Annotated in this window: 12 protein-coding genes; 8 read left to right on the forward strand and 4 right to left on the reverse strand. The window is 55.5% G+C overall.

Going from position 1 to position 16,215, the window contains the following annotated elements; genetic code table 11:
* Position 1: 1 nt before the first annotated feature.
* From pflA to ycaO, 4 genes are all read right to left on the reverse strand, one after another.
* Complete coding sequence (gene pflA / locus ACLH1U_RS15480) at positions 2-742, reverse strand: pyruvate formate lyase 1-activating protein (RefSeq protein WP_002898145.1); 741 nt, start codon at positions 740-742, stop codon at positions 2-4.
* 191 nt (positions 743-933) lie between these two features.
* Complete coding sequence (gene pflB, locus ACLH1U_RS15485) at positions 934-3,216, reverse strand: formate C-acetyltransferase (RefSeq protein ID WP_023289014.1); 2,283 nt, start codon at positions 3,214-3,216, stop codon at positions 934-936.
* Positions 3,217-3,267: 51 nt separating this feature from the next.
* Entirely contained in the window at positions 3,268-4,125 is an 858-nt protein-coding gene (gene focA, locus ACLH1U_RS15490; protein ID WP_023289015.1) for a formate transporter FocA, read from the reverse strand.
* Between the two features lie 385 nt (positions 4,126-4,510).
* Positions 4,511-6,271: a 30S ribosomal protein S12 methylthiotransferase accessory factor YcaO gene (gene ycaO / locus ACLH1U_RS15495; protein ID WP_032455278.1), complete on the reverse strand. Its 1,761-nt coding sequence runs from the start codon at positions 6,269-6,271 to the stop codon at positions 4,511-4,513.
* A gap of 115 nt (positions 6,272-6,386) precedes the next feature.
* On the opposite strand from ycaO, the gene ACLH1U_RS15500 reads away from it, so the two are divergent.
* The 8 genes from ACLH1U_RS15500 (at position 6,387) to ACLH1U_RS15535 (ending at position 16,196) form a co-directional block, all read left to right on the forward strand.
* Complete coding sequence (locus tag ACLH1U_RS15500; RefSeq protein WP_023289017.1) at positions 6,387-7,079, forward strand: DUF421 domain-containing protein; 693 nt, start codon at positions 6,387-6,389, stop codon at positions 7,077-7,079.
* A 188-nt stretch (positions 7,080-7,267) separates the two neighbouring features.
* A complete protein-coding gene (serC, locus tag ACLH1U_RS15505) occupies positions 7,268-8,356 on the forward strand; it encodes a 3-phosphoserine/phosphohydroxythreonine transaminase (protein WP_023289018.1) in 1,089 nt (362 codons plus the stop codon).
* Positions 8,357-8,429: 73 nt separating this feature from the next.
* Entirely contained in the window at positions 8,430-9,713 is a 1,284-nt protein-coding gene (aroA, locus tag ACLH1U_RS15510) for a 3-phosphoshikimate 1-carboxyvinyltransferase (protein ID WP_085550647.1), read from the forward strand.
* Between the two features lie 147 nt (positions 9,714-9,860).
* A complete protein-coding gene (locus ACLH1U_RS15515; protein ID WP_085550648.1) occupies positions 9,861-10,628 on the forward strand; it encodes a M48 family metallopeptidase in 768 nt (255 codons plus the stop codon).
* A gap of 171 nt (positions 10,629-10,799) precedes the next feature.
* Positions 10,800-11,483: a (d)CMP kinase gene (gene cmk, locus ACLH1U_RS15520; RefSeq protein ID WP_023289021.1), complete on the forward strand. Its 684-nt coding sequence runs from the start codon at positions 10,800-10,802 to the stop codon at positions 11,481-11,483.
* A 133-nt stretch (positions 11,484-11,616) separates the two neighbouring features.
* Positions 11,617-13,290 carry a 30S ribosomal protein S1 gene (gene rpsA / locus ACLH1U_RS15525; RefSeq protein WP_002898162.1) on the forward strand — a complete coding sequence of 558 codons (1,674 nt, stop codon included), beginning with the start codon at positions 11,617-11,619 and terminating at the stop codon, positions 13,288-13,290.
* 151 nt (positions 13,291-13,441) lie between these two features.
* Positions 13,442-13,729, forward strand: a complete 288-nt coding sequence (gene ihfB, locus ACLH1U_RS15530) for an integration host factor subunit beta (RefSeq protein WP_002898165.1) — start codon at positions 13,442-13,444, stop codon at positions 13,727-13,729.
* A gap of 202 nt (positions 13,730-13,931) precedes the next feature.
* On the forward strand, positions 13,932-16,196 hold the full coding sequence (locus tag ACLH1U_RS15535; RefSeq protein ID WP_374014255.1) for a ComEC family protein: 2,265 nt from the start codon (positions 13,932-13,934) through the stop codon (positions 16,194-16,196).
* The last annotated feature ends 19 nt before the right edge of the window (positions 16,197-16,215 follow it).

Here is a 16,215-nt window from a genome sequence, read left to right on the forward strand (position 1 = left end):
ATTAGTACATCACTTTGTGCCCATATTGCTCAAGGATGCCTTTGACTCGCTCCATGGTCTCTTTCTTCGGCGGATGGACGCCGTCCAGCTTGTACTCTTCGCCCATCGCTACCCATTTGTGTTTGCCCAGCTCATGGTAGGGCAGCAGCTCGATTTTTTCGACATTGCCCATATCGCGGGTAAATTCGCCCAGGCGGTGCGCGGAATCATCATCGTCTGACCAGCCCGGAACCACCACGTAGCGGATCCAGACATTGATATTCTTCTTCGCCAGATACTGGGCGAATTCCAGCGTACGATGGTTAGAGACGCCGACCAGGTTCTGGTGAATCTCATCGTTCATCTGCTTGAGATCCAGCATCACCAGGTCTGTTACCTCCAGCAGTTCGTCGATAACGGGATCGTAGCGACGAACAAAGCCATTGGTATCGAGACAGGTATGAATACCTTCCTTCTTACAGGCGCGGAACCAGTCGCGAACAAACTCCGCCTGCAGGATCGCTTCGCCGCCCGATGCGGTGACGCCGCCGCCGGAAGCATTCATAAAGTGACGATAGGTCACTACCTCTTTCATTAACTCTTCAACGGTGATTTCTTTGCCGCCGTGGGTATCCCAGGTATCACGGTTGTGGCAGTACAGGCAGCGCATCAGGCAGCCCTGGAAAAAGGTAATAAAGCGGATGCCCGGGCCATCAACGGTGCCACAGGATTCAAAGGAGTGAATGCGACCAATAACTGACATTGCGGTGTTTTCTCCAGATGTGGCCCATCCGGGGCCGTGTTGGTGCACAGCTCAGCGGCTGTGTCGAGTCTGTTTTGACAGATACCCAAAGTATAGATAACTGGCAAAGCAGGCTAGGGCGGGGATTGCTTGTTAAAAAGGCCCCACTGATGTGGGGCCTTTATTGTACGCTTTTTCAGTCAGACAGGGAATTACATGGTCTGAGTGAAGGTACGGGTAATAACGTCCTGCTGCTGTTCTTTGGTCAGGGAGTTAAAACGTACAGCGTAGCCAGATACGCGGATGGTCAGCTGCGGATATTTTTCCGGGTTTTCCATCGCGTCGAGCAGCATTTCGCGGTTCATCACGTTCACGTTCAGGTGCTGACCACCTTCGATGGACGCTTCGTGGTGGAAGTAACCATCCATCAGACCCGCCAGGTTGGTCTTACGAACTTCGTCATCTTTACCCAGCGCGTTCGGTACGATAGAGAAGGTGTAAGAGATACCATCTTTCGCGTAAGCAAACGGCAGTTTCGCTACGGAGGTCAGAGAGGCAACAGCACCTTTCTGGTCACGGCCGTGCATCGGGTTAGCACCTGGTCCGAACGGCGCGCCAGCGCGACGACCGTCTGGGGTGTTACCGGTTTTCTTACCATATACCACGTTAGAGGTGATGGTCAGAACAGACTGAGTCGGGATCGCGTTGCGGTAGGTGTGCAGTTTCTGAATTTTCTTCATGAAACGTTCAACCAGGTCAACGGCCATGTCATCGACGCGAGCATCGTTGTTACCAAACTGCGGGTATTCGCCTTCGATTTCGAAGTCGACAGCCAGACCGTCTTCGTCACGAATCGGTTTAACTTTCGCATATTTGATTGCAGACAGGGAGTCAGCAGCAACGGACAGACCCGCGATACCACACGCCATGGTGCGGATAACGTCACGGTCGTGCAGCGCCATCAGAGAGGCTTCGTAGCTGTACTTGTCGTGCATGTAGTGGATGATGTTCAGCGCAGTGACGTACTGTTTAGCCAGCCAGTCCATGAAGTGATCCATGCGTTCCATCACTTCGTCGAAGTTCAGAACGTCGCCTTTGATCGGTTCAGATTTCGGACCCACCTGCATTTTCAGTTTTTCATCCACGCCGCCGTTGATAGCGTACAGCATGGTTTTTGCGAGGTTGGCGCGAGCACCGAAGAACTGCATTTGCTTACCAACAACCATCGGGCTTACGCAGCATGCGATAGCGTAGTCGTCGTTGTTGAAGTCCGGACGCATCAGGTCATCGTTCTCATACTGCAGAGAAGAGGTATCGATGGACACTTTAGCAGCGAATTTCTTGAAGCTCAGCGGCAGTTTTTCAGACCACAGGATAGTGATGTTCGGCTCCGGAGACGGCCCCATGGTGTACAGGGTGTTCAGGAAGCGGAAGCTGTTTTTGGTCACCAGAGTACGGCCGTCAACGCCCATACCGCCGATGGATTCTGTTGCCCAAATCGGGTCACCGGAGAACAGTTCATCGTATTCCGGGGTACGCAGGAAGCGAACCATACGCAGTTTCATGACCAGGTGGTCAACCATTTCCTGCGCGTCTTGCTCGGTGATTTTACCCGCCTGCAGGTCACGTTCGATGTAGATATCCAGGAAGCTGGAGGTACGACCGAAGGACATTGCCGCGCCGTTCTGAGATTTAACGGCAGCCAGGTAGCCGAAGTAGGTCCACTGGATAGCTTCCTGAGCGGTGGTCGCCGGACCGGAGATGTCGTAGCCATATTTAGCCGCCATCTCTTTGATCTGGCCCAGCGCGCGGTGCTGTTCAGCGATTTCTTCACGCAGACGGATGGTCGCTTCCAGATCTTCGCCGCTTTCCAGTTTCGCTTGCAGAGAGTTGAACTGGGCGAATTTGTCTTTCATCAGGAAGTCGATACCGTACAGCGCAACGCGACGGTAGTCACCGATGATACGACCACGGCCGTAAGCATCCGGCAGACCGGTCAGCACGCCGGATTTACGGCAGCGCAGGATGTCCGGAGTATAGACGTCGAAAACGCCCTGGTTGTGAGTTTTACGGTACTCAGTGAAGATTTTTTTCAGCATCGGGTCCAGCTCGCGATTGTACGCTTTGCAGGAACCTTCAACCATTTTAATACCACCGAACGGGATGATCGCACGTTTCAGCGGCGCTTCGGTCTGCAGACCAACGATTTTTTCCAGACCTTTCTCGATATAGCCTGCGTCGTGAGAGGTGATGGTGGAGGCCAGGGCAGTGTCAAAATCAACAGGCGCGTGAGTGCGGTTTTCCTGTTTTACACCTTCCATTACGCTGTCCCACAGCTTGGTGGTCGCTTCAGTCGCGCCAGCCAGGAAGGATTCGTCGCCTTCATATGGGGTGTAGTTTTTCTGAATAAAGTCACGGACGTTGACTTCATTCTGCCAGTCACCTTTCGCAAAACCTTCCCAGGCTGTGGCTAACTTTTCATTAAGCTCGGACATGTAACACCTACCTTCTTAAGTGGATTTTTTATTTACTGCCTGAAACAACCCTTAGTGATGGTCGTTGCCACGCAGGTAAATGACCCAGTATGTCAACCCGACCAGCAGACCCCCGCCGATAATGTTCCCGATAGTTACCGGAATCAGGTTATCAGTGATGAAGTTCATAACGGTCAAGTGAGAGAAACTTTCCGGAGTCGAACCGATTGCGGTCCAGAATTCCGGGCTTGCAAAGTTGCGGATTACGATACCCATCGGGATCATAAACATGTTGGCGATGCTGTGCTCAAAGCCGCTGGCAACGAACATCGCTACCGGCAGGACCATGATCATCGCTTTATCCATCAGGCTACGACCGGAATAGCTCATCCATACGGCGAGACAAACCATCAGGTTAGCGAGGATACCCAGGCTCACGGCCTCCACAAAAGTATGGTGCATTTTGTGGTCAGCGGTCTGCAGGACATTGAGCCCCCAACCGCCGTTGGCAGTCATATATTCGCCTGATAACCACATCAGCAGCACAAACAGCAGTGCTCCCACCAGGTTACCAAAATAGACGTTGAGCCAGTTTTTTGCCAGTTGCCCCCAGGTAATTCGACCGCTGGCTTTCGCCACCACGATCAATACCGTAGAGGTAAAGAGGTCAGCGCCGCAGATAATGCACAGAATCAGACCCAGGGAAAAACAGACCCCACCGATAAGCTTGGCAATCCCATAAGGCATCGCGGCAGTGCCGGTGGTCGCGGTGATATAGAATACGAAAGCGATGGAGATGAAAACGCCAGCGGTGATCGCCAGATAAAAGGTCTTCATCGGATGCTTCGTTGCTTTATAGACACCTGCTTCTTCGGCGACTTTCGCCATCGCGGCAGGGAGCAAAAGATCAAAAGGGTTGTCAGCTTTCACACTAACTCTCTCTTTATATAAGTTGGCGGTGAGATACTAACAAAGCATTATAGAAGGGAAATTGATATAGATCATATCTCACCGGAACTATATGCCTTTTTAGTGTGTGGTTTTTGTGTTTTTGGTGGTTAAATGATTGAATATTATGAAGAAAATAAATTTTAAAATTTATAAGTTATGTTGAATTTTTTCGTTTTCACGCCATTTTTTGAGTTAATTAATATGGAGTATTTTATTTAAAATTAACGAATGGTAAATCTTATAAGCGCATTATTTACTATTAATTAACTTTGCAACTACAAACTATAGTGGCCGCCTCGTCAGGTGAAATCAACGGAGCCGCATTGGGCTCCGTTGCTGGTCACCACGATGGCGCGCTTAGGGCTTATTTTGCCCAGAACGCCGCCTTCGCTCGCTGCAGTTTTTCATAAGCCTTCAGTAGCGACTGATGGGCCGGGAAGGCCTGCAGATCGCTGTCGACAGCCTGAAGGCCATAGAACGGCGCTTCCCCGCTCAGCGCCGCGCTGGCGGCTTCGACCGCTTCGGCGCCGTACATACGGATAAAGGCGTTCAGGTATTGCAGCGGCTGACGCTCCTCTTCCTGGCTCAGCAGCAGCAGGGTCTGCAGGCAGCGATAGTAGTTAGCGCGTTCCGCGCTGAAGACCGAAGCGTTGAACTCCATGGTCCACTCGGTCCAGATCAGCGCCTGCTCCAGATCGCCGCCGGCCAGGGCCAGCATGGCTTTCAGCTCGCCGACGCGCAGGGTATACCAGCCGTTGTCTTTGCCGGTGGCGAGGCCCAGCAGTTCGCGAACGCGGGTGAAATCATCCAGGCCTTCATCGTCCATCTGCTCGATCAGCGCCAGGTAATCTTCTTTTTCCCACTCGCTGCCCGGCAGGGACAGAATGGTGTCGCGCAGATGAGCGCCCATGCTGTTGTTCGCCAGCCACAGATCTTCCGCCGGGTAAATATCCGACATCCCCGGGACGATGATACGGCAGGCGTAAACGCCCAGGTGCTCGTAGTCGGCGATATACACTTCTTTATCTTCGGCCTTGAAGATGGCCATCAGGGTGGCGAACTCTTCTTCTGTGGTGCCGGAGAAGCTCCAGTCAACGAACGGATAGTCGGCATCCTGCTTGAACATATCCCAGGAAATCAGGCCGCTGGAGTCGATAAAGTGGGTTTCGAGGTTAGCATGCTCGGCGACTTCTTCGTCGTCGAAGGTCGGCGGCGTGAAGACGTCGAGATCTTTCAGGCTGCGGCCCTGCAGCAGTTCGGTGACCGTACGCTCCAGCGCCACGCCGAAGTCCGGATGGGCGCCGAAAGAGGCGAAGCAGGTGCCGTTTGCCGGGTTAAACAGCACGACGCAGATAACCGGATACTTGCCGCCCAGCGAGCCATCATAGGCAAAGATCGGGAAACCTTCGGCTTCCAGTTTGGCGATCGACTCCACGACGCCCGGATAGCGCGCCATGACCTCCGCCGGGATCTCCGGCAGGCTGATGCTTTCGGCGATGATGCGGTTTTTGATATGGCGCTCAAAGACTTCGGACAGGCCCTGCACGCGAGCTTCATTACGGGTGTTGCCGGCGGACATGCCGTTGGAGACATACAGGTTGCCGACGATATTCATAGGAATATAGACCGTTTCGCCGTCGGACTGGCGGGTAAAGGGCAGGCCGCACACGCCGCGCTCATCGTTACCGGATTGCAGATCTACCAGCATGCTGGCCGTCAGCTGATCGTCCGGATCGTAGAACGTGAGCAGGCGGGCATCCAGCAGACCTTCCGGGACGTCGTCGTTTTCGGTCAGCGGGAACCACTTTTCGTTCGGGTAGTGAACGAACGGGCCGTTAGCGATAGTGTCGCCTAACCAGAAGTCAGCGAAAAAATAGTTGGTGGACAGGCGCTCGAAATATTCGCCCAGCGCGGAGGCGAGGGCTGCCTTTTTGGTGGCGCCTTTACCATTGGTAAAGCACAGCGCGCATTCCTTATCGCGAATGTGAACGGACCACACGTGCGGCACCGGGTTCAGCCACGAGGCCTCTTCGATATCAAATCCGAGGTCGAGCAATTTTTGCTGGAAGCGAGCGATGGAATCTTCCAGGGCGGCATCTTTGCCGGGAATAAACGTTTGGGTCATGGCGATCACTTTTGTCGTACGGAAAGCGCGCAATGATACGGCTTTTATCTGACAGGTGCTATCTCCATCATCTGGCTATGCTTAGAGACATCTTTTAATGCTCAGGGAGATGATAATGAAAGCCTTTGACTGGCAGAGGATGGCGCTCGATAAAGTGCCGGTGGAATTTCTCGGCGAGGTGGCGTTGCGCAGCCTCTACACCTTCGTTCTGGTCTTTATTTTCCTCAAAATTACCGGACGGCGCGGCGTGCGGCAGATGTCGCTGTTTGAAGTGCTGATTATTCTGACCCTCGGCTCGGCGGCGGGGGACGTGGCGTTTTATGACGATGTTCCGCTGTTGCCGGTGCTGGTGGTCTTCGTCACGCTGGCGCTGCTTTATCGCGGCATCATGTGGCTGATGGGGCATAGTGAAAAGCTGGAGGATCTGCTGGAGGGCAAGCCTATCGTGGTGGTGGAGGAGGGGCAACTGGCATGGGAGAAACTGCATGCGGAAAATATGACCGAATTCGAATTTTTTATGGAGCTACGGGTCAACAGCGTCGAGCAGCTCGGCCAGGTGCGGCTGGCGATCCTTGAAACCAATGGCCAGATCAGCGTGTTTTATTATCCCGATGACGAGGTGAGGGCCGGGTTGTCGATTCTCCCGACGCACTGCACCACGCGCTATACCACTATTCCTCAGGAGGGGATCTACGCCTGCGTACGCTGCAGCATTGTGATGGCGATGCAGGCGGGAGAAAAGCGAATATGTTCCCGCTGCGCAAATGCAGAATGGTCGAAGGCCAGCCGGGCGAAACGACTCACCTGACAGCAAATATGTCGGTTTTATTACGTCAAGCCGATAGATTCTGTTGTGTGACGGCTGCCGCGTTTTGCCGTCGGCGAGTTTTAGCCATTGCGGACCGTGTCACTGAATGATAAAACCGATAGCCACAGGAATAACTTATGCCCGCGGCGGTTCGCGGGCAAAACAACATAGCAACGTGGTGAGGGGAAATGGCTCAGGTCTATAACTTCAGTTCGGGCCCGGCAATGCTGCCGGCGGAAGTACTCAAACTGGCTCAGCAGGAACTGTGCGACTGGCACGGTCTGGGTACGTCGGTCATGGAAATCAGTCACCGTGGTAAGGAGTTCATCCAGGTGGCAGAAGAGGCAGAACAGGACTTCCGTTCTCTGCTGAATATCCCTTCCAACTATAAAGTGTTGTTCTGTCATGGCGGCGGCCGCGGCCAGTTCGCCGGGATCCCGCTGAACATCCTCGGCGATAAAAACGTCGCTGACTATGTGGACGCTGGCTACTGGGCCGCCAGCGCGGTCAAAGAGGCGAAGAAATACTGCACGCCTAACGTCATCGACGCGAAAATCACCGTCGACGGCAAGCGCGCGGTCAAGCCAATGAGCGAGTGGCAGCTGACGCCGGGCGCGGCGTATCTGCACTACTGCCCGAACGAAACCATTGACGGTATCGCGATTGACGATACGCCGAACTTCGGCGACGACGTCATCGTGACCGCCGATTTCTCCTCCACCATTCTGTCCCGCGAAATTGACGTCAACCGCTTCGGCGTGATCTATGCCGGCGCGCAGAAAAATATCGGCCCGGCAGGGTTGACGCTGGTCATCGTGCGTGAAGATCTGCTGGGTAAAGCCAGCGTGGCCTGCCCGTCAATCCTCGACTACACCGTGTTAAGCGAGAATGACTCGATGTTTAACACGCCGCCGACGTTTGCCTGGTATCTGGCCGGTCTGGTGTTTAAGTGGCTGAAACAGCAGGGCGGCGTTGCCGCGATGGACAAGATCAACCAGCAGAAAGCCGAACTGCTGTATGGCGTGATCGATAACAGCGGCTTCTATCGTAACGATGTGGCGCAAGCCAACCGCTCCCGTATGAACGTGCCGTTCCAGCTGGCGGACAGCGCGCTGGATAAACTGTTCCTTGAAGAGTCGTTTGCCGCCGGGCTGCACGCGCTTAAGGGCCACCGGGTGGTGGGCGGCATGCGTGCCTCCATCTACAACGCGATGCCGTTGGACGGCGTTAAGGCGTTAACCGACTTTATGCTGGACTTCGAACGCCGCCACGGTTAATCGCCCGTTCCTTTCTTCCTCCCCGCGGCCTGTCTGCGGGGTTTTTATTCTGTTTGTTTGAGAGTGAAGTTTGATGGATTCCCTGACGTTACAACCCATCGCACGCGTAGAGGGCACCGTGAACCTGCCAGGTTCGAAAAGCGTCTCCAACCGCGCGCTGCTGCTGGCCGCCCTGGCCCGCGGCACGACGGTGCTGACCAACCTGTTGGACAGCGACGATGTGCGCCATATGCTGAATGCCCTGAGTGCGCTGGGGGTTCAATACACCCTGTCTGCTGACCGTACCCGCTGTGAAGTGACCGGCAACGGCGGCCCGCTGCATGCCGCAGCGGTGCTGGAGCTGTTCCTCGGCAACGCCGGTACCGCGATGCGCCCGCTGGCGGCAGCCCTGTGCCTTGGCAGCAACGATATCGTGCTGACCGGCGAGCCGCGAATGAAAGAGCGCCCGATCGGCCATCTGGTGGATGCCCTGCGTCAGGGCGGCGCTCAGATCGACTATCTGGAGCAGGAAAATTATCCGCCGCTGCGCCTGCGAGGGGGATTCCAGGGGGGCAACGTTGAAGTTGACGGCAGCGTCTCCAGCCAGTTCCTGACCGCGCTGCTGATGACCGCGCCGCTGGCGCCGCAGGATACCGTGATCGCCATTAAGGGCGATCTGGTGTCAAAACCCTATATCGACATTACGCTGCACCTGATGAAAACCTTCGGGGTTGAGGTGGACAACCAGTCTTATCAGCGCTTTGTGGTGCGCGGCAAGCAACAGTATCAGTCGCCGGGGGATTACCTGGTGGAAGGGGATGCTTCATCGGCCTCGTATTTCCTTGCCGCTGGCGCCATTAAGGGCGGCACGGTGAAAGTCACCGGTATCGGCCGCGGCAGCGTACAGGGCGATATTCGTTTCGCCGACGTACTGGAAAAAATGGGCGCCACCGTCACCTGGGGCGACGATTTCATCGCCTGTACCCGTGGCGAGCTCAAGGCTATCGATATGGATATGAACCATATCCCGGACGCCGCGATGACCATCGCCACCGCCGCGCTGTTCGCGCAAGGGACCACCACGCTGCGCAATATCTACAACTGGCGGGTCAAGGAGACGGACCGTCTGTTCGCCATGGCGACCGAGTTGCGTAAAGTGGGCGCCGAGGTGGAAGAGGGTGAAGATTATATTCGCATCACCCCGCCGGCGACGCTGAAGTATGCTGAAATCGGCACCTATAACGACCACCGGATGGCGATGTGCTTCTCGCTGGTGGCGCTGTCTGATACGCCGGTGACCATCCTTGATCCGAAGTGTACGGCGAAAACCTTCCCCGACTATTTTGAGCAACTGGCGCGGATCAGTACGCCGGCCTGAATGACGCGAATTTAAGGTAACAACGCCGACCCTCAGGTCGGCGTTTTTTTATCTCTGCTTGTCGGACAGGAAACTAAATGCTAGCCTTTCTTGCTTGTAAATATAGGATTTATAAGCATTTATTATGCTAATCAATGGATGATTAATATGAGAAATACAAAAGTAATGCTGGCTTTGGCCGTTTCCGCCACGTTGTTGGCAGGTTGTAAAAATATGCAGGGGATGGACACCAACGCCCTCGTCAATTCAGGAATGACGGCTTACAAAGCGGCGACGCTTTCTGACTCTGAAGTCAAAACGCTTTCCGACGATGCCTGTAAGCAAATGGATAGTGAAAATAAACTGGCTAGTGCATCAAGTAAGTACACCAAACGTCTGAACAAAATTGCCAAAGCGTTAGGAAATAATATCAACGGCACGCCGGTAACCTATAAGGTTTACATGACATCCGACGTCAACGCCTGGGCAATGGCCAACGGCTGCGTCCGCGTCTATAGCGGCCTGATGGACATGATGACCGATAATGAAGTTGAAGCGGTTCTGGGCCATGAGCTGGGTCACGTAGCGCTCGGACACTCGCGCAAAGCGATGCAAACCGCGTATGCGACTATTGCCGCACGCGATGCAATTTCAGCGACCAGCGAAGCGGCTGCAAGCTTGTCTAAATCTCAGTTGGGCGATATCGCTGAGGGAATGATCAACTCTGCGTTCTCCCGCTCGCAGGAGTCGGATGCTGATGATTTCTCTTACGATCTGCTGAAAAAACGCAACATCAGCACTCAGGGGCTGGTGGGCAGCTTCGAAAAACTGGCCAGCCTTGACGCCGGCCACAGTAAATCTCTGTTCGATTCACACCCGCCTTCCGCTGAACGCGCGCAGCATATCCGCGACCGTATCGCTGCAGATAAAAAGTAAAACTGCCTCATCTTCCGGGCTGATGCTCAATCAGCCCGCTATAATTGCTCAATTCTTCCGCATGAGATTTCCAGTTATCTGTAATTTAAAAGCAAGACTCACTTTCCGCCGAAGAGATGCGTATAATGCGCGGCGTTTAGATATTTATGCGCCTTGCTGAAGGAGAAAAAGATGACGGCAACAGTTCCGGTAATCACCATTGATGGGCCTGGCGGTGCGGGTAAAGGTACGTTATGCAAGGCAATGGCGGAAGCGCTGGGCTGGCATCTGTTAGATTCAGGCGCGATCTACCGCGTTCTGGCGCTGGCGGCGCTGCATCATCATGTTGACGTGGAGTCCGAAGAGGCGCTGGTGCCCCTGGCTGCCCATCTCGACGTGCGCTTTATTTCTACTGACGGCAACCTCGAAGTGGTGCTGGAAGGGGAAGATGTTAGCGGCGAAATTCGCACCCAGGAGGTCGCGAACGCCGCCTCGAAAGTGGCGGCTTTCCCTCGCGTTCGCGAAGCGCTGCTGCGCCGCCAGCGCGCCTTTCGTGAACTGCCGGGGCTGATTGCCGACGGGCGCGATATGGGCACGGTGGTTTTCCCGGACGCGCCGGTGAAAATTTTCCTCGATGCCTCGGCCGATGAGCGGGCGCATCGCCGCATGCGGCAGTTGCAGGAAAAGGGCTTTGATGTTAACTTTGAACGTCTTTTGTCCGAGATAAAAGAGCGTGACGATCGCGATAGAAATCGCGCCGTGGCGCCGCTTGTCCCGGCTGCCGATGCATTAGTTCTCGATTCAACCGAACTAAACATTGAGCAAGTGATTGAAAAAGCGCTACAATATGCGCGCGAAAAATTGGCCGTTGCGTAAGCCTTAACCGGTCACGCGCCGAAGCCTCCGAATTATAGCAGTACCCCGCGGCAATGGATGGTCAGCGGGTATGTGAAACAACCCCATCCGGCACGGAGCCAGGTGGACGTTAATATTAACCTGAAGATTAAACATGACTGAATCTTTTGCTCAACTGTTTGAAGAATCCTTAAAAGAAATCGAAACCCGCCCGGGTTCCATCGTTCGTGGTGTTGTTGTTGCTATCGACAAAGACGTAGTACTGGTTGACGCCGGTCTGAAATCTGAGTCCGCCATCCCGGCTGAGCAGTTCAAAAACGCCCAGGGCGAGCTGGAAATCCAGGTTGGTGACGAAGTTGACGTTGCTCTGGATGCAGTAGAAGACGGCTTCGGTGAAACTCTGCTGTCCCGTGAGAAAGCTAAACGTCACGAAGCTTGGATCACGCTGGAAAAAGCTTACGAAGACGCTGAAACTGTTACCGGTGTTATCAACGGCAAAGTTAAAGGTGGCTTCACTGTTGAGCTGAACGGTATTCGTGCGTTCCTGCCGGGTTCCCTGGTAGACGTTCGTCCGGTGCGCGACACGCTGCACCTGGAAGGCAAAGAGCTTGAGTTCAAAGTCATCAAGCTGGACCAGAAGCGTAACAACGTTGTTGTTTCTCGTCGTGCCGTTATCGAATCCGAAAACAGCGCAGAGCGCGATCAGCTGCTGGAAAACCTGCAGGAAGGCATGGAAGTCAAAGGTATCGTTAAGAACCTCACTGACTACGGTGCATTCGTTGATCTGGGCGGCGTTGACGGCCTGCTGCACATCACCGATATGGCCTGGAAACGCGTTAAGCATCCGAGCGAAATCGTAAACGTTGGCGACGAAATCACTGTTAAAGTGCTGAAGTTCGACCGCGAGCGTACCCGTGTATCCCTGGGCCTGAAACAGCTGGGCGAAGATCCGTGGGTAGCTATCGCTAAACGTTATCCGGAAGGTACCAAACTGACCGGTCGCGTGACCAACCTGACCGACTACGGCTGCTTCGTTGAAATCGAAGAAGGCGTTGAAGGCCTGGTTCACGTTTCCGAAATGGATTGGACCAACAAAAACATCCACCCGTCCAAAGTTGTTAACGTTGGCGACGTAGTGGAAGTAATGGTTCTGGATATCGACGAAGAACGTCGTCGTATCTCCCTGGGTCTGAAGCAGTGCAAATCTAACCCATGGCAGCAGTTCGCGGAAACCCACAACAAGGGCGACCGTGTTGAAGGTAAAATCAAGTCTATCACTGACTTCGGTATCTTCATCGGCCTGGACGGCGGCATCGACGGCCTGGTTCACCTGTCTGACATCTCCTGGAATGTTGCAGGCGAAGAAGCAGTTCGTGAATACAAAAAAGGCGACGAAATCGCAGCAGTTGTTCTGCAGGTTGACGCAGAGCGTGAGCGTATCTCCCTGGGCGTTAAACAGCTGGCGGAAGATCCGTTCAACAACTACGTTGCTCTGAACAAGAAAGGCGCTATCGTTGTTGGTAAAGTGACTGCAGTTGACGCTAAAGGCGCAACCGTAGAACTGGCTGACGGCGTAGAAGGTTACCTGCGTGCTTCTGAAGCATCCCGTGACCGCGTTGAAGACGCAACTCTGGTTCTGAGCGTTGGCGACGAAGTTGAAGCGAAATTCACTGGCGTGGATCGTAAGAACCGCGTAGTGAGCCTGTCTGTACGTGCGAAAGACGAAGCGGAAGAAAAAGACGCTATCGCTACCGTGAACAAGCAGGAAGACGCGAACTTCTCCAACAACGCCATGGCTGAAGCGTTCAAAGCAGCGAAAGGCGAGTAATCTTTGTCATTCAGGTAATAACAACCTGAATAGTGACGAGTTTACTTGACAGATTGCAGGATTCGTCCTGTAATCAAGCACAAAGGGCGGCTACGGCCGCCCTTGTTTAAGCTGTTAGCTAATTTTTGCCTTGAAGGAAACCGGAGGAATAATGACCAAGTCAGAATTGATTGAAAGACTTGCCAGCCAGCAATCTCACATTCCGGCGAAAGCGGTGGAAGATGCTGTTAAAGAAATGCTGGAACATATGGCCTCAACGCTTGCTCAAGGTGAGCGCATTGAAATCCGCGGTTTCGGCAGCTTCTCTCTGCACTATCGAGCACCTCGCACCGGACGTAACCCGAAAACTGGTGATAAAGTCGAACTGGAAGGTAAGTACGTTCCGCACTTTAAGCCCGGGAAAGAATTACGTGACCGCGCCAATATTTATGAAGGGTGAGTTGCACGACGTGCAACCTGCCTGACGATAAAAGCACCTTTGGGTGCTTTTTTTGTACCCGCCATTTGCGTTCCGCCTCGCAAAACAAAAGTGCCTGACTGCAAGCGTGACGATTGTCTGGAACGCTGCGCGCGCGCCTGAATACTGCCCCAGGACGCCAGCCTCGCTTTGCGTAACACTGCCCGCTCACAGGGAGGTGTTTATGCGTCTACCATGGCTTGCCGGATGCGCCATCATCGCAATACTGCCGCTACTCTGGCTACCCGCGTTGCCGGGGCCGGGCACTCTGGCGGTCGCCGGCGTACTGGCGATGTTGCTGACCCGTCTGCGCGGGACGGTCGTCGCCGTTGTGGCGGTGACGCTTCTGCTGATGGTCTGGGGAGTTTTAAGCGCGTATCAGGCGCTGTGGCCAACGCAGCACCTCACCGGCGCCGTCCGTCAGGCGGAAGTGATCCTCCACGAGACGGATGGTCAGACCCTGCACCGCGGGCAGATTGTGCGCCTGGCGGGTCGCTTCCTGTTCCCTCCGGTTGGCGTGACTTTATACGGGGAACTTGCACCTGCGCCCGTCTGCGAGGGGCAGCGCTGGATGATGACGCTGCGCCTGCGGCCGGTGCATGGACAGCTCAATGACGGGGGCTTCGACAGCCAGCGCTATGCGCTGGCTCAGCATCGGCCGCTGAGCGGGGGGATCGTCGCCGCTTCCGCGCTGGATACCCGCTGCAGTCTGCGCGCCCGCTACCTGGCGTCGCTGACCCGGCGATTGCAGACTTATCCCTGGCATCCGGTGATGCTGGGGCTGGGAATGGGGGAGCGGCTGGCGCTGCCGGCGGAGATAAAGGTCCTGATGCAGAACACAGGCACCTCCCATCTGATGGCTATCTCCGGTTTGCATATTGCCCTCGCGGCTTCCCTGATCGTGCTCCTGCTGCGCGGATTACAGTCACTTTTACCGGGGCGCTGGATCGGCTGGCGGCTACCGCTGCTGGCCGGGCTGGCGGGCGCCGTCGGCTATGCCTGGCTGACCGGTATGCAGCCGCCGGCCCTGCGCACTTGCGTAGGGCTTGCGGTCTGCTGTGCTTTACGTTTGTCGGGTCAACGCTGGACGGCGTGGCAGGTGTGGCTCTGCTGTTTGGGGGCGATACTGGTTGCCGATCCGTTAGCGGTGTTGTCGCAAAGCCTGTGGCTATCCGCCTTCGCCGTGGCGGGGCTGATCTTCTGGTACCAGTGGTTACCGCTGCCTGACAGCCGCTGGCGCTGGCCGTGGAAAGCCCTGTTCGCCCTCGCGCATTTGCAGGCTGGCGTGACGCTGCTGCTGATGCCGCTGCAACTGCTGCTCTTCCACGGCATAAGCCTGACGTCGATGGCCGCCAATTTGCTGGCGGTACCGTTAGTGACCCTGCTGGCGGTGCCGCTCATTCTCGCCGGAATGCTGCTGCATCTCACTGGACCGGAGATGGTGGCGTCGCTGATCTGGCTGGCAGCCGATCGCGTGCTGGCGGTATTGTTCTGGGGGTTACGACGTTTACCGGACGGCTGGCTGACGTTGGATGCCCGCTGGCTCTGGATCAGTAGCCTGCCGTGGCTGCTGGTGATGGGCTGGCGTTTTCAGAGCTGGCGACATTCGCCGGCGCTGTGTCTGAGCGTGCTGTTTTTGCTGACGCGGCCATTCAGCCGGCAACCGCCCGCGGACCAATGGCAGGTGACGATGCTGGATGTCGGGCAGGGGCTGGCGATGGTGATCGAGCGTTACGGCAAGGCGTTATTGTACGATACCGGGCCGGCATGGCCGCAGGGCGACAGCGGTCGACAGGTGATTATCCCGTGGCTGCGCTGGCACCATCTGCAGCTGCAGGGGATTATGCTGAGCCACGAGCATCTTGACCATCGCGGCGGCCTCGAATCGGTGCTGCAGGCATGGCCGCAGGCGTGGGTGCGCAGCCCGCCAGGCTGGTCGGGTCATCTGCCGTGCCATCGCGGCGAGCGCTGGCAGTGGCAGGGACTCACTTTCAAGGCGCTGTGGCCGCTGCCGGGCAGCACGGCAAAGGGAAACAATCACTCCTGCGTGGTGCGGATCGATGACGGTCGCTCCAGCATCCTGCTGACCGGCGATATAGAACGTCAGGCGGAGCAGGCGATGATCAGCCGCTACTGGCAGCATCTGGCGTCTACACTTATTCAGGTTCCCCATCACGGCAGCAACACCTCCTCCAGCGAACTGCTGATCCGGCGGGTGGATGGCGCGGCCGCGCTGGTTTCCGCTTCGCGCTACAATGCGTGGCGGATGCCCTCGCACAAGGTCGTTCAGCGTTATCGCCAGCGGGGGTATAGCTGGTTCGCCACGCCGCAGCAGGGGCAGATAACGGTGGTTTTTTCTGCAGAAGGGTGGCAAATCCATAGCTTACGGGATCAAGTTTTACCACGTTGGTATCATCAGTGGTTTGGCGCGCCCGCCGATAACGGGTAGAATATGCGGCTATTTCAAC

Origin of the sequence: Klebsiella sp. 1SOBk5mer (assembly GCF_046603115.1) — a bacterium.
GTDB lineage: Bacteria > Pseudomonadota > Gammaproteobacteria > Enterobacterales > Enterobacteriaceae > Klebsiella > Klebsiella quasipneumoniae.

What these genes read in the sequence shown, in the direction of transcription:
- ACLH1U_RS15515 (WP_085550648.1), top strand. Translation starts at nt 9,861, where the DNA reads ATGAGAAATACAAAAGTAATGCTGGCTTTGGCCGTTTCCGCCACGTTG.
- serC (WP_023289018.1), top strand. Translation starts at nt 7,268, where the DNA reads ATGGCTCAGGTCTATAACTTCAGTTCGGGCCCGGCAATGCTGCCGGCG.
- ACLH1U_RS15500 (WP_023289017.1), top strand. Translation starts at nt 6,387, where the DNA reads ATGAAAGCCTTTGACTGGCAGAGGATGGCGCTCGATAAAGTGCCGGTG.
- ycaO (WP_032455278.1), bottom strand. Translation starts at nt 6,271, where the DNA reads ATGACCCAAACGTTTATTCCCGGCAAAGATGCCGCCCTGGAAGATTCC.
- rpsA (WP_002898162.1), top strand. Translation starts at nt 11,617, where the DNA reads ATGACTGAATCTTTTGCTCAACTGTTTGAAGAATCCTTAAAAGAAATC.
- ihfB (WP_002898165.1), top strand. Translation starts at nt 13,442, where the DNA reads ATGACCAAGTCAGAATTGATTGAAAGACTTGCCAGCCAGCAATCTCAC.
- ACLH1U_RS15535 (WP_374014255.1), top strand. Translation starts at nt 13,932, where the DNA reads ATGCGTCTACCATGGCTTGCCGGATGCGCCATCATCGCAATACTGCCG.
- pflB (WP_023289014.1), bottom strand. Translation starts at nt 3,216, where the DNA reads ATGTCCGAGCTTAATGAAAAGTTAGCCACAGCCTGGGAAGGTTTTGCG.
- pflA (WP_002898145.1), bottom strand. Translation starts at nt 742, where the DNA reads ATGTCAGTTATTGGTCGCATTCACTCCTTTGAATCCTGTGGCACCGTT.
- cmk (WP_023289021.1), top strand. Translation starts at nt 10,800, where the DNA reads ATGACGGCAACAGTTCCGGTAATCACCATTGATGGGCCTGGCGGTGCG.
- aroA (WP_085550647.1), top strand. Translation starts at nt 8,430, where the DNA reads ATGGATTCCCTGACGTTACAACCCATCGCACGCGTAGAGGGCACCGTG.